Origin of the sequence: Parabacteroides bouchesdurhonensis, from assembly GCF_900186615.1 — a bacterium.
Taxonomy (GTDB): Bacteria; Bacteroidota; Bacteroidia; order Bacteroidales; family Tannerellaceae; genus Parabacteroides; species Parabacteroides bouchesdurhonensis.
In genome coordinates, this window is the sequence record NZ_LT896588.1 from 491054 (window position 1) to 504225 (window position 13172).

At 43.2% G+C, this 13172-nt stretch carries 14 protein-coding genes; all 14 read right to left on the bottom strand.

Annotation, left to right across the window (positions count from 1 at the left end; all coding sequences use genetic code 11):
• Nucleotide 1: 1 nt before the first annotated feature.
• The gene (gene atpA, locus C1721_RS02155; protein WP_102406759.1) at nt 2–1591 is read right to left on the bottom strand and encodes a F0F1 ATP synthase subunit alpha; all 1590 of its coding nucleotides are present in this window, start codon (nt 1589–1591) and stop codon (nt 2–4) included.
• Nucleotides 1592–1595: 4 nt separating this feature from the next.
• Nucleotides 1596–2153, bottom strand: a complete 558-nt coding sequence (locus C1721_RS02160; protein WP_102406761.1) for a F0F1 ATP synthase subunit delta — start codon at nt 2151–2153, stop codon at nt 1596–1598.
• Between the two features lies 1 nt (nt 2154).
• Complete coding sequence (gene atpF, locus C1721_RS02165; protein ID WP_102406763.1) at nt 2155–2655, bottom strand: F0F1 ATP synthase subunit B; 501 nt, start codon at nt 2653–2655, stop codon at nt 2155–2157.
• Nucleotides 2656–2674: 19 nt separating this feature from the next.
• A complete protein-coding gene (gene atpE, locus C1721_RS02170; protein ID WP_102409196.1) occupies nt 2675–2929 on the bottom strand; it encodes an ATP synthase F0 subunit C in 255 nt (84 codons plus the stop codon).
• A gap of 47 nt (nt 2930–2976) precedes the next feature.
• Complete coding sequence (atpB, locus tag C1721_RS02175; RefSeq protein WP_102406765.1) at nt 2977–4014, bottom strand: F0F1 ATP synthase subunit A; 1038 nt, start codon at nt 4012–4014, stop codon at nt 2977–2979.
• Entirely contained in the window at nt 3998–4411 is a 414-nt protein-coding gene (locus tag C1721_RS02180; protein ID WP_102406767.1) for a hypothetical protein, read from the bottom strand. Before C1721_RS02180 ends, atpB begins: the two co-directional genes overlap by 17 nt.
• Nucleotides 4412–4418: 7 nt before the next feature.
• Nucleotides 4419–4652, bottom strand: a complete 234-nt coding sequence (locus C1721_RS02185) for a F0F1 ATP synthase subunit delta/epsilon (protein WP_102406769.1) — start codon at nt 4650–4652, stop codon at nt 4419–4421.
• A gap of 1 nt (nt 4653) precedes the next feature.
• A complete protein-coding gene (atpD, locus tag C1721_RS02190) occupies nt 4654–6174 on the bottom strand; it encodes a F0F1 ATP synthase subunit beta (RefSeq protein WP_102406771.1) in 1521 nt (506 codons plus the stop codon).
• A gap of 130 nt (nt 6175–6304) precedes the next feature.
• Complete coding sequence (locus C1721_RS02195; RefSeq protein WP_102406773.1) at nt 6305–8863, bottom strand: DUF5686 and carboxypeptidase-like regulatory domain-containing protein; 2559 nt, start codon at nt 8861–8863, stop codon at nt 6305–6307.
• A 26-nt stretch (nt 8864–8889) separates the two neighbouring features.
• Complete coding sequence (locus C1721_RS02200) at nt 8890–9876, bottom strand: CDP-alcohol phosphatidyltransferase family protein (RefSeq protein WP_102406775.1); 987 nt, start codon at nt 9874–9876, stop codon at nt 8890–8892.
• A gap of 12 nt (nt 9877–9888) precedes the next feature.
• The gene (locus C1721_RS02205) at nt 9889–10305 is read right to left on the bottom strand and encodes an acyl-CoA thioesterase (RefSeq protein ID WP_102406777.1); all 417 of its coding nucleotides are present in this window, start codon (nt 10303–10305) and stop codon (nt 9889–9891) included.
• Nucleotides 10302–10934, bottom strand: coding sequence for a LolA family protein (locus C1721_RS02210; protein ID WP_102406779.1), 633 nt, complete (start codon nt 10932–10934; stop codon nt 10302–10304). Before C1721_RS02210 ends, C1721_RS02205 begins: the two co-directional genes overlap by 4 nt.
• Nucleotides 10935–10946: 12 nt before the next feature.
• Nucleotides 10947–11681 carry a flexirubin biosynthesis SDR family reductase FlxB gene (gene flxB, locus C1721_RS02215; RefSeq protein ID WP_102406781.1) on the bottom strand — a complete coding sequence of 245 codons (735 nt, stop codon included), beginning with the start codon at nt 11679–11681 and terminating at the stop codon, nt 10947–10949.
• A gap of 7 nt (nt 11682–11688) precedes the next feature.
• Nucleotides 11689–13170, bottom strand: coding sequence for a phytoene desaturase family protein (locus C1721_RS02220; RefSeq protein ID WP_102406783.1), 1482 nt, complete (start codon nt 13168–13170; stop codon nt 11689–11691).
• Nucleotides 13171–13172: the final 2 nt, after the last annotated feature.

The following is a 13172-nucleotide window of genomic DNA, read 5'->3' on the forward strand; positions in this document are numbered from 1 at the left end:
ATTATACTTCTTTAAATGTAGCGGATAATGACGCCGCAGTCTCTTCAATCTTCTTACTTACCTCTTCATTGATAACACCTTGGCGAAGAATGTCCAGCACGTCTTGTTGGTGGGTCTCTGCTAATGTCTGCAGAAAGACCTTCTCAAACTCATGAACTTTATCTATCGGAACATCTTTCAACAATCCATGTGTTCCACAATATAGAATCGCTATCTGCTGTTCTACAGGCATTGGGCTATATTGGGACTGAACCAACAGACGCGCATTCTTGCGTCCCTTGTCAATAGTGAATGCGGTTACGGGGTCAATATCTCCTCCGAACTTTGTAAATGATTCCAATTCACGGAACTGTGCCTGGTCTATTTTTAATGTACCGGCTACTTTCTTCATCGCTTTGATCTGTGCATTACCACCTACACGGGATACGGAAATACCAACGTTAATAGCCGGACGGTTACCTTGGTTAAACAAATCGGTTTCCAAAAATATCTGTCCGTCGGTAATAGAGATCACATTCGTCGGGATATAAGCAGAAACGTCTCCTGCCTGCGTCTCAATAATAGGGAGAGCCGTTAATGAACCACCACCTTTGACTTTTCCTTTCAAGCTTTCAGGCAAGTCATTCATTTGAGCAGCAACTTCCGGCTGATTGATGATTTTTGCCGCACGTTCCAATAAGCGGGAGTGAAGGTAGAAAATATCACCCGGATAAGCTTCACGTCCGGAAGGACGGCGTAGAATCAAGGATACTTCACGGTAAGCAACCGCTTGTTTAGACAAATCGTCGTAAACAACTAAAGCATGTCTTCCGGTATCCCGGAAATATTCGCCGATAGCAGCCCCTGCAAAGGGAGCGAAATATTGCATGGCAGCAGGATCGGAAGCAGTGGCACTCACTACAATTGTATAATCCATAGCGCCTTTTTCCCGTAATGTATTGACCAATGCGGCAACTGTTGAACCTTTTTGTCCGATAGCCACATAAATACAATAAACAGGATTTCCCGCCTCATAATTACTCCGCTGGTTAATGATCGTATCAATGGCAATAGAAGTCTTTCCGGTCTGACGGTCACCAATAATCAACTCACGTTGTCCACGCCCTATCGGGATCATGGCATCAACTGCTTTCAATCCGGTTTGCAACGGTTCATTAACCGGTTGGCGGAAGATAACTCCCGGTGCCTTTCTTTCCAATGGCATCTCACAATCGGCTTGGACTATTTCACCCTTTCCATCAACGGGTATTCCAGAAGGATTGATAACCCTGCCTATTAATCCTTCACCAACCTGGATAGATGCAATACGCCCGGTACGTTTAACCGTATCTCCTTCTTCTACCTGATCGGTAGGCCCCATCAAGACCGCGCCAACATTGTCTTCTTCCAGATTCATGACGATTGCCTGCAATCCGTTGTCAAATTCCAAAAGCTCGTTGGCTTCAGCATTGTTTAGTCCGTAAATACGAGCTACACCGTCGCTTACTTGCAATACTGTTCCGACTTCTTCCAACTGGATACTGGTATTGATATCTTCCAGCTGTTGTCGCAGAATAGCCGAAACTTCACTTACTTTTATACTATCTGTCATAATTCTATTCCTCTGTTTGTCTGTTTTTTTCCATCAATTGCTTCTTAACCCGTTTGAGTTGGGAAGCAACACTGGCATCCATCTGATAATTGTTCATTCGTATAATCAAACCTCCAATCAATTCAGGGTTGATATGTTCTGAAAACTCGATGGTTCCACCCGTTTTCTGTTGGATATCATTAGTAAGCTTGTCTTTCAAATCTTTTGCAAGAGGAACTGCTGTGTATAAATAGATCCGGTTTATATTCTTTTCTTTTCGATAGAGAGATATATAAATCAGACACATGATTTGCAACAGACTCTCACGTTTATACTGTAAAACCAACTGGATAAAACGTTCGAATTCAGGGCAGACCTCGATGCCAGCCGCACTTCTGATCAATCGCTTCTTATCCGTTTCCGGCAATACAGGATTATCAAGCACCTCCTTTAAAGCTGCTTCCTTTTCGAAACTAGTGGCTAGCATTTTTATATCGTTATACACTCGTGTTTCTGTACCTCTATCTTTTGCAAAAGCAAACAAGGCACGAGCATAACGGGCTGAGATAATACCTATATCCATTTTATGATTTATATAATGTTATCTCATTCAGTAGTCGATTAATAACGGCTTGCTGTTCTTCATTCTTTTCGATCTTCTGGCGGATTATCTTTTCGGCAATGTTTACAGAAAGATCGGCTATTTCGGAGCGTATCTCCAAGATTGCTTTCTCTTTTTCTTCTTGTATTTGTTGAGTAACTTTCTCCATTTGTCGTTGGCCTTCTGTTATGGCTTGGTCACGAGCTTCACTGATGATCCGCTCTTTGGCCTGCATCGCCTCTTTCAAGATTGCAGTCTGTTGTTCTTTGGCTTGAGCTAAGATAGCTGCACTTTCCGCCTGTATATTGGCCAATTGTTCATTTGCCTGCTTTGCCGCATTGAGAGATTGATCGATAAATTCTTTACGCTGTTCTACCATATTAATAATAACGGGAAAGCCAAATTTGCAAAGAATAAATACGACAATTCCAAATGACAAAAACATCCAGAACAAAAGACCACTATCAGGAGTTAATAATGACATAATTTACTTTTTAAGATACTTATTGAAACAATGCCAAGAAACAAACAACAATAGCAAACAAGGCTACACCTTCCACTAAAGCGGCCATAATAATCATAGACGTACGAATATCTCCCGCAGCCGACGGTTGACGGCCGATAGATTCCATAGCCCCTTGACCGATCTTACCAATACCTAAACCCGCACCAATTACAGCCAATCCCGCACCAATTGTTGCGCCTAACTTACCAAGACTTAAACCTGCTGCTACTTGCAATAAAATTGTTGATAACATATTATTCTCTAATTTAAAATTTGTAATATTTGTTTTATACTTCACTTTTACTCTTTAGCCAATCCGATATAAACGGCGGATAAGAGTGTAAATATGTAAGCCTGAATACAGGCAACCAATATTTCTATACAGTTCATGAATACACAGAATACAACAGAAACGATCGACATAGCCCCATTCACTATTGCTCCCATAGAAACCGATATAAACACCAGGCATGTCAGTCCCAATATAATAGTATGTCCGGCCATGATATTTGCAAATAGACGAATCATTAATGCAAAAGGTTTTGTGAACACACCAAAAAATTCAACAAACGGCATAAGAGGAAATGGAAGTTTCAAGAAGAGAGGTGTCTCCGGCCAAAAAATCCCCTTCCAATATGCTTTAGTACCCGACACATTGACAATAATAAAAGTAATGGCAGACAACACAAGTGTGATCGCAATATTTCCCGTCACATTTGCTCCTCCGGGGAAAACCGGGATTAGTCCCATTAAATTATTAAGTAGAATAAAGAAAAACACAGTTAATAAATAGGGAGCATATTTCCTGTAATCTTTGCCTATATTATCTTTAATGACACCATCATGAATGAAGAAAATGCAAGCTTCAATCATTCCTACAAATCCACCAGGAGCTTCCATCGGATGTTTCTTATACCAACGTGCAACTCCTAAGATAACACTCGTCAGGATAATGCAGCTAAGCAATAGAGCCAGCACATTTTTGGTAATAGAAATATCTAATGGTCTGACCTCTTCTCCTGTACTTTTCTTTTCCACTACTTTTCCGGCATGTTCTCCTTCCTTCGCAATGTAGAAACCATGATGCATATTCCCTTCATGGAGACGGGATGCAATAAAGAAATTCCAACCACGCTCTTCACTCTTTACAATAATCGGCAGAGGAATGCTAATTTCCTGCTGGTTCCAGGAAGTAATATGCCAGGTATAATTATCCTGTATATGGGAAAATACAATCTCCTGTACATTAATTTCTTCTGCAGAAACATCATTAACCCCTATCCACCCAAAAGCAAGCCATATTATTAGTAAGAGTTTGTATTTATCTAATGTCCTCATCTTTGTGTATTATTCTTCTCTTTTCATATAAATAAAATGTATAGGTCTCCAATACTAAATAAATGAAATAGAAAAGCATCAATGTCAACCCGAAACTTTTAACATGTTCTTCAACCAGTGTCGCATAAAGCCATAAAAAGGTCAATGCAATTATGAATTTACATAAGCGGACGATCATATAAATTGTAACAATCATATCTCCATGTTTCTTCTTTACCCGATCCAGGAAAAAAGCCATTGCTAATCCCATTATCCAATAAAACACAGGAATAGATGGATACCATCTAAAATAATGATTAGGCCAAATAGTATACAATAAACCACCTAATGTCACCCCCAAAGCGACATTAATAAATGTGATCAAGCCCATTAACCGCCACTTTAATCTACTGCTCATGATTTTTTTATTCAATACAAACAGAGAGATGATCGTCTTTTATCTCAACGAAACCACCCTCGACTTCTTTTTTCTGTTCAATTCCTTTTACGCTATATACAATGACACCTTTCGTTAGAGCGGCTATCAGCGGAGCATGTTTAGGCAATACATCAAATTGTCCTTCTACTCCGGGAAAGGAAACGGACTCAGCGTTTCCTTGATAGACAACACCTTCCGGTGACAGAATCTCTAAATTCATTTTATTTATTTACTTGTTCTTGTAAAAGTTTAGCTTTTTCTATTGCATCCTCAATAGTACCGACATTTAGAAATGCAGGTTCAGGAAGATCATCAACCTCTCCATCCATAATCATCTTAAATCCACGGATTGTATCATCAATAGAAACCATAGCTCCCGGAACTCCTGTAAACTGCTCGGCAACAGCAAATGGCTGAGAAAGGAAACGTTGTACACGACGAGCTCTGTTTACGATTGTTCGATCTTCATCCGAGAGTTCTTCCATTCCCAAAATTGAAATAATATCCTGTAATTCTTTATTACGTTGCAAAATCTGTTTTACTCGCTGAGCTGTTTCATAATGTTCATTCCCAACAATCAACGGATCCAATATACGCGATGTTGATTCCAAAGGATCAACAGCTGGATAAATACCTTGTTCGGCAATCTTACGACTTAAAACGGTAGTTGCATCCAAATGGGTGAAAGTCGTAGCCGGTGCCGGATCTGTTAAGTCATCGGCCGGAACATATACAGCCTGAACAGAAGTAATAGAACCATCTTTTGTAGATGTAATACGTTCCTGCATCGCTCCCATTTCCGTAGCAAGTGTCGGTTGATAACCTACAGCAGAAGGCAGACGTCCCAACAAAGCAGAAACCTCTGAACCGGCTTGGGTAAACCGAAATATATTATCAATAAAAAACAAAATATCCTTCGGTCCATTACCTTCCGTATCACGGAACGACTCAGCAACGGTAAGTCCGGAAAGCGCAACTGAAGCACGTGCTCCCGGAGGCTCATTCATTTGCCCGAAGACAAGAGTCGCTTGAGATTTCTCAAGTTCTTCAGGATCTACTTTGGTAAGATCCCATTCGCCAGCTTCCATACTTTTCTTGAAAGCTTCTCCATAACGGATCACACCGGATTCAATCATTTCTCTCAATAAATCATTCCCTTCACGGGTACGTTCTCCAACTCCGGCAAAAACAGAAAAACCATTGTTCTTTTTGGCTATATTATTTATAAGCTCCATTATAAGAACAGTTTTACCAACGCCGGCACCTCCAAAAAGCCCGATTTTACCCCCTTTACTGTAAGGCTCCAATAAGTCAATCACCTTAATACCGGTATAAAGAACCTCCTGTGTCGTTGTTAAGTCTTCAAACTTCGGAGGTTCACGATGGATTGGAAATGCCCCTTCTTTATCTAGAGGAGTCATTCCATCAATCGGATCACCCACGACATTCATCAAACGTCCTTTTACTTGTTTACCAATAGGCATCGTAATAGGAGTACCTAAGGAGAGTGCTTTCATACCTCTTCTCAATCCGTCCGTTGTATCCATTGCGACAGTACGAACTGTATTTTCCCCAATGTGTTGTTGCACTTCTACGATCAGTGTTTTTCCATCTTGGCGGGTAATTTCCATTGCATCATGAATACGCGGTAAGGTCGTAGTTTGTTGGTCGTCATCATTTTCAAAGTGAACATCTACCACTGGACCAATAATCTGAGAGATGTAACCTGTTCTTTTTACCATACAATCTTTCTTTTATCACCGTCAAAGATACAAACAATAAAATAATAAAAAATGTCCCATATGTCTATAAAAATAGTTCAAATACATATTCAATCATAATACATTTCTTTCCCATTACTCTCTTTCAGCATCAAAACGACAATGCCATAGTCATACGCACTCCACTTTTTTGTATATCCGGATGATCGAGATAGTTCAAACGCCATACATAGTCTATACGCAGGAATTTAAATATATTTTCGATCCCCACACTTGCTTCCATATAGGGAGTATCACTCATTTTGTAGGTAGTCTTTGGAAAGGCATAAAGCCCTTCACCCCCCATTGCCGGATTATTCTTATCCGTTAAGTTGCCCCATAGGCCACGGAAACCGAACACTTCACGCCATTTCAGTTTTTTAATAAAAGGCAAACGATTCAGCAAGTTCCCGTTCATATAGTAGGTTACATCCCACGAAACATATTCGTCGTTGATGAACTCCAAAGCGTTCATATTCGTGTATGTCTCCGGCTGGATAGTATATGTGAGGTTTGCATTGGGCAATATCAGTAACGGGTAAGGAACCTTGGTCCATACCTTACCTGCTTTGGTAATAATATCTATGTAGCCGAAAGCAGAGAACCAGAAACGTTTCTGAAGGCCGATGTCCGTACGCTGGTAGTTGTAGTCCGAACCAAGAAATCCTTTCCGTGCCATAATATGGTTAGCATTGACTATCAGGGCATCGAAAGTGATGGGGATACGAAGGTTGCGCGTTTGGTAGAACTTCTCGTTCTTGCCATAGCGAAAGCGCAGTTCCAATGCGGTCATATCGTAATGATTAACCGAAGTAAACGTACGATCCTGTCCGATACGATCGAAAGCGGCATAAGGCGTGGAATACTCGCGCCAGTTACGGACAATCGCATTATAAGATATACCACTATAAAGCTCGCGCGTATAGGTCAGTTCGGCATTACGCAGATAGGTGACATAGGGATCTCTCATGCGGCGTATCATCAACATCATGTTATCTTTGCTGGTGTACATATAGTCCTGCCCCAGTTTATTGACATCATACATATATTCCATGCGGAGCGAGTGAACAGGATATTCCTTGCGGAACTCTCTACGGTCGTTGAACGAATATTCCACCAGGGCGTCATACTTCAGCTTTTCATCTTTTATGCCGTATGCCATGTAGCCGTCCATAAACAAGTGTTTGCTGAATGCTGTGGTCGTAGTCCCTCCTACACGGAAACGCGTTCCTTCAAGAATATCATTATTGACGGTTGAGTTGATGGGGCCAAACTCGAACTTACTCTTTTCCGGCTCCCTATTGGTGGGAATATAGCCCGATACAATAGTAGTGAGCACCTTCATCGTAATCCTGTAAGCCGGCACAGCGTTCAGCCTTGCCATCAGCTTATCCGTGGAATTGGGATTGCGGGGGACGGCTTCTTGCGGACGATGTAATTCCCAGAAATCATCCGTCTGCCGATGCGAGCCTTGCATAGTGATGACAGGAGCACTTTCCTTGAAGATACGCATCCGTTCGGTATCCGGTTCTTCAAAGGAGTGGTTGGTGTAGATATTCAGCCGCCGGGCATACATGCCTCTGGTACGCTCGGTCAGTTTGAAGTTGACACTAATGTCATCTTTAGTCGTGATACGGGTGCTGTCCGACGTGCGCTCAAACTCTTGTTCGATAGTCAACCGGGAGACAAAGTTCAGGTTGATATCTTTGGGAACGTTAAGCACAGCCCGTTGTACAAAATAGGTAGAGTCGAGCGTAACGTAAAGATGTCCGGTAAAACCGAATGTCTCCGAGTTGAAAGGTACGAAACCTAAATCTACGCACTGGCTGCCGTTCACCCAAAGTGTGTCCAACAGATAGTATTTGTAGTAGTTCGGTCCGATGGAAGAGAGCGGGCTGACGAAACGTTGCAGAAACAGAGGAATGTCGTTCTGGAAGATATCCACCTCGCGGAACACTTCTTCCAAAAACTGCCGTACACCATCACTGGAGAATATTTCGTCAATACCCGAGGATTTATAACCCTTCACGACCTGCTTTTCCGATTTTGGATATTTGCGGTAATAAACCGTCTGCACTTTCTCTTTCTCCGATACGGGAAGAATAGTGATGCCGCTTTCCAAAGTATCAACATACTCACTCAAAAAATCGAACTTACTTGTCTTACCTTCTTTTAGAGGTTTAGGGGTATAATCATTTTTAGCAAAGAATATCTTTTCATATTGGTCGTAACTGAAGTAATCATGATTCCGGGGAGAATTACTCTTCCGCAAAGAAATAACGTGACGCACAAACTCTACGGCAGGATTTTCCCTCTTCCTATATCTCTCCCGTTGGGCCTTCACAGTTATTTCACTCAGCGCGATGCCTTCCGGAGAGAGGTTTATTTTCAAGTCTATGGGATTCCCTTTCGGAGCAAGGTGTATCTCCCGCGTCTCATACCCCAAATAGAATATTCGCAGGACGGCAGGTGCATTCGGAACGGAGAATGAAAAATGTCCGTTATCATCAGTGGCACCGCCTATGCTCGTTCCTTCCAATATCAGCGAGGCATAGGGCAATCCTTCACCCGTAATCGAGTCGGTTACAATGCCGTTCACTACCGTATGTTGCGCATGGGCTGCACATATGATAAACAAGAATGCCAGCCAAAGGTATATCTTCTTTCTCATTACAATCTTTTACTTTTATTATTCTCCTATATTTCCGTGTCGCACAATTGTTTGCAAATATTCTCATGTTTCCGTCGCATGTACAGGCAGAGAGCTGTCATGATGAATACTTCAAAAAAGAAGTACAGCCATGGTAAATCCACCAGGCAGACAGCATAGAGAACGATCGCGCGAGTGTTAAACGTCAGGATGTTCGCCCACTTCATCAGAGGCAGTGAGAGCACACGGAAACGGTCACGAAATGCCTGCGGAATATTCTCCGTTGCACCATAGCGTTTACGCAGCTTTTTCATCAATCGCTGGAACTCCGGAGTCTGAACCTCCTGTCCACGAGTATAGTTTACATAGGTTTTCAGAAAAGCTTTCCACAGGAAATTGCCTTTCCACGGCGTTTCATCATACAACCTTTGCTGTTGCACGGAATTATCCAGCTCACTACCGGCCTCGCCTTTTAGGAAGAAGAGGTGGATTTGGCGGTAATAGTCGGCCAGACCGCATTGACGGCTGTGACAGCCGAAACCGGAGTAGAGTGCAATGATAAGCAGTACCAGTGTAGCAATCCACATATTCTGTACATTGTTTTCGATACCTAGATATTGAAATTCCATGTCATGGTGGACGTAAAACCGATAAACCAAACTTAGATAGATCGGTATAAACCAGACTTCACTGGCTGCACCATCAAGGATACGCCCCAGTTGGGTCTTCTTTCCCGTCATGCGTGCCAGTTGGCCATCAGCGCTATCATAGAAGTTTGCCCATGCCAGCAAAAGAATAGCAACAGCGTTCAGTAACAGCCCGTTCATGCCTTCCGTGCGGTAGGAACCATGTGCAAAGAAGAATGCCGAGCTTGCTCCGATAATCATAGAGAGAATGGTCACGGTATTGGGGTGTACGTTCAGCCGTTGGAACAGTAATGCCCAATGGTAACCGATTGGTCGTGTCCACACCCGGTCCAGCCATTCCTCCGTGTCATTGGACTTATAAGTGGATTGAATATTTTCTTTTGACATAAATCTATTTTATTAAAAAAACTTTTCCTGCCACTCCCTATAGTAGTCAGGTACATCTATCATGAGTATCCCTTCCGCGTCGATGAATAATTGAGTGGTAGCTCCTTCAGCGCATAATGTGAGGTCACGTTCCCTGTATATTTTATATACATAGTCGAGTCGTGCTCCGGGATGATGTACATACTGTGTATGCACTACCGCCACATCGTTCAGCATAAGCGGTGCCAGGTAACGGATGTTGATGTCATAGATAGGTGCATAAATACCCACCCGTTGCATGTCGGCATAACCTATGCCGGGATAGTGCCGTCCAAACGACTCTCGTCCGTCCTCCAGATAAGTAACGAACGAACCGTGCCACACACGTTGCATGGAGTCTATCTCATTGAATCTTACCGGTATGTAGCAAATGTCTTTAAGTTCCTTCATTGTACGGCATTGACATCGAAGACACTGTCGCTGACTTCTGCATTGAACAAATAGTTGGAAAAATCGTATTGTGTATAATTCCCACCCTGCTCGTTGATACGTAGACGGTGCAATTCGGCGACTTTTAAGTCAATAGTAGCAACACAGGAAGTGAACATCATCCGACGTTTTACTTTAGAATCCGTTACGGTAGGAGTAATAATAATCGTGCAAATGTCGCCCTGCTTCGTCAATTTCACATCTGCCAGTTCAGAAAGGGAAGTTTCATCGTCTGCGGAAAGCAGGTTACGGAATACGGATTGCAAAACTTCAAACGGGTTATTGCCTTTCCCTTTAGCCCGTGCCGTTCGTTGTTTGCCATCCTTTACCATGACGAATGTATTGTCTACGGCCAGCAGCATTTCTTTCACATCTTTAAATATCATGCTTTGGCAATTTGGCTTCTTGTAATAGAAGTGCCCTTGGGCTATCATGTCCTGCGCAATAGCTGTATTGTGCCGGGTTTGCGTCACGTTGGTTATCACTGTATTTGCGTTTTTGTATCGCTCTGCCGCTTTGCGGATGTCCGCCCGCTGTGCTGAAAGTCCAGTGCAGATAAGGAGAGCGGAAATGATAAATATTTTTTTCATATCAGATGTGTTTTATGTATAAAGTCCTCCATTAATGGAGATCACTTCTCCGGTAATATATCCGGCTTGCGGTGAGGCAAGAAAACCCACCAGTTCCGCGACTTCGGCAGAAGTTCCGAAACGTTGGGCAGGAATGGTTTTCTTCAATGCAGCCACATCCAGACCTTCCGTCATGTCTGTTTCTATGAAACCGGGGGCCACAGCGTTAACGGTCACCTGTTTTCGTGCAACCTCTTGTGCCAATGCCTTCGTAGCAGCTATGATACCTCCCTTTGCGGCAGAATAATTGGTCTGCCCCGGTTGCCCTTTCAGTCCGCTGACACTTGCCAAATTGATAATACGCCCATATTTATGCGCCAACATAGGTTGCAGCAAGGCTTGCGTCATATTATAAAAGCCATTAAGAGTAATATCAATTACACGATGCCAATCTTCTTCCGGCATAAACACCAAGACATTGTCACTACGGATACCGGCGTTATTCACCAAGACCTCGATGTATTCTTCCGGATGACTTTTTTCCCATGCATCGATGGCTTTGACCACTTGTTCGCGCTTGCTGACATCAAACATCAATATTTCCCCGTCACCTCCTGTCTGGTGTACCAGTTCAAGTGTTTTCCGGGCTTCTATGGAGTTATCCACGTAGTTAATTAAAATATTGTAACCCATTTGAGCCAGTTTTACACAGATAGCACTTCCTATGCCACGACTGCCTCCGGTTACTAATGCGTACTTCTTTGTCATATATTTTTTATTTGTTTGGTTCTATTATCTTCCATACCGCCTCTTTTCCCATAACCTCGGCACAAGTATAAAATGCAGTCATGGTCACGCCATGTAACCCATGCAGCATCAGGTTCTGTCCTGTAAGGAGCAGGTTGGGTACAGGTGTGCGTGGCGAAAGCATGGTCATCAGTGGATCGCGGAAATCCTTACGTATGCCGTAAGCACTTCCGTTAGGCGTAAACGTATAATCATGCCAAGTCAGCGGAGTGCTGGTATAACATTCTGACATGTTACGAAGTCCGGGCAAGAAATGTTCGGCCAAGATGATGCACTCATCTGCCATGCGCTCCTTCATCGTATTGTACTCGCTACCACGCCGACCTACCTGTGTATCGTTCCAAATCTTGCATTTGTCCCACGTCATAGGTGTGAGCAAATCCACTTGCCGGGTATAGTCACTGTCATCTTCCGGTTTCCGGCAACTGACCAGTATGCCGCCAACAGGTGTATTATCCTGATAGAATGTCCACACGTTCGGTTGGCGATATATATATTGATTCCAGTTGAAATAACGCAAGCTATTCGGCCGGATACTAAGCGATACGGTGAACATTCCGAAAGTATTCTCCAGACCAGCCAGCCGATTGCGATAGACTGGCTTCATCCGACTGTTTTGTTTCACCAATTGACAGGTAAGAGCAGGATGAATGTCACTAATGAAAAACCGGCCTTCATATGTTTCTCCATTGGAACAAACCACATGGGTCAGTTGCCCGTTCCGATCCACTAACTCCTGTGCTTTAGCGTTGCAAATGATTTCTCCACCCTGTGCTCGGATGCCTTCTGCCAAAGCCTTCACAATTAATGAACCATCGCCCCTCAACCGCCAACTACTTTCGATGAAACTGCTGTTTCCATGCAGAAAGGTAAATAAAGGAAGTGATTCCTGCCGAAGTTCCATCTTCAATGATGTTCCGCTAAGTACATTTATCAGTAATGGATCACGGAAGTTTCCCGTCAGGTATTGCCAGGCACTTGCTCCCATAAGTTCGTATAAAAAGGAGAAGCCATCAGTATCGGTATTCAGTACTGCAAACTGCTGGCTTGCGGAGCGTTTCAATAAATCCGTATAGCGTTGCAGGGCAGCTCGTTCGGCAGGAAAGTCTTCTGCTAACCGTTGTACAAAGGCATCGTAACCTTGTGCAAAGGCAAAGGTACGTTCTCCGACAGTTACACGATCGAAGCCATCAGCATCCAACCGGTGCCAGGGTAAATCCAGCAATCCTAAGTAATGGAAAGCAGCATGTAATGACTGTCCTTCGTCCAGACCGCCCACGTAATGGAAACCGGTATCGAAAGTCAGTTCACGTCGCCGATAACTTTGGAGGCAACCGCCAAGTTGGGATTCCTTCTCTAATACAAGAACTCTCCGTCCTGTACGGGAAAGGATATATCCACACTCCAGGCCACCCAATCCGCTACCTATGATGATTATATCATATTTCATTT

Excerpts from the sequence above, each read along its gene's own strand:
- atpA (WP_102406759.1), bottom strand. The coding sequence starts at position 1,591 with ATGACAGATAGTATAAAAGTAAGTGAAGTTTCGGCTATTCTGCGACAA.
- C1721_RS02160 (WP_102406761.1), bottom strand. The coding sequence starts at position 2,153 with ATGGATATAGGTATTATCTCAGCCCGTTATGCTCGTGCCTTGTTTGCT.
- atpF (WP_102406763.1), bottom strand. The coding sequence starts at position 2,655 with ATGTCATTATTAACTCCTGATAGTGGTCTTTTGTTCTGGATGTTTTTG.
- atpE (WP_102409196.1), bottom strand. The coding sequence starts at position 2,929 with ATGTTATCAACAATTTTATTGCAAGTAGCAGCAGGTTTAAGTCTTGGT.
- atpB (WP_102406765.1), bottom strand. The coding sequence starts at position 4,014 with ATGAGGACATTAGATAAATACAAACTCTTACTAATAATATGGCTTGCT.
- C1721_RS02180 (WP_102406767.1), bottom strand. The coding sequence starts at position 4,411 with ATGAGCAGTAGATTAAAGTGGCGGTTAATGGGCTTGATCACATTTATT.
- C1721_RS02185 (WP_102406769.1), bottom strand. The coding sequence starts at position 4,652 with ATGAATTTAGAGATTCTGTCACCGGAAGGTGTTGTCTATCAAGGAAAC.
- atpD (WP_102406771.1), bottom strand. The coding sequence starts at position 6,174 with ATGGTAAAAAGAACAGGTTACATCTCTCAGATTATTGGTCCAGTGGTA.
- C1721_RS02195 (WP_102406773.1), bottom strand. The coding sequence starts at position 8,863 with ATGAGAAAGAAGATATACCTTTGGCTGGCATTCTTGTTTATCATATGT.
- C1721_RS02200 (WP_102406775.1), bottom strand. The coding sequence starts at position 9,876 with ATGTCAAAAGAAAATATTCAATCCACTTATAAGTCCAATGACACGGAG.
- C1721_RS02205 (WP_102406777.1), bottom strand. The coding sequence starts at position 10,305 with ATGAAGGAACTTAAAGACATTTGCTACATACCGGTAAGATTCAATGAG.
- C1721_RS02210 (WP_102406779.1), bottom strand. The coding sequence starts at position 10,934 with ATGAAAAAAATATTTATCATTTCCGCTCTCCTTATCTGCACTGGACTT.
- flxB (WP_102406781.1), bottom strand. The coding sequence starts at position 11,681 with ATGACAAAGAAGTACGCATTAGTAACCGGAGGCAGTCGTGGCATAGGA.
- C1721_RS02220 (WP_102406783.1), bottom strand. The coding sequence starts at position 13,170 with ATGAAATATGATATAATCATCATAGGTAGCGGATTGGGTGGCCTGGAG.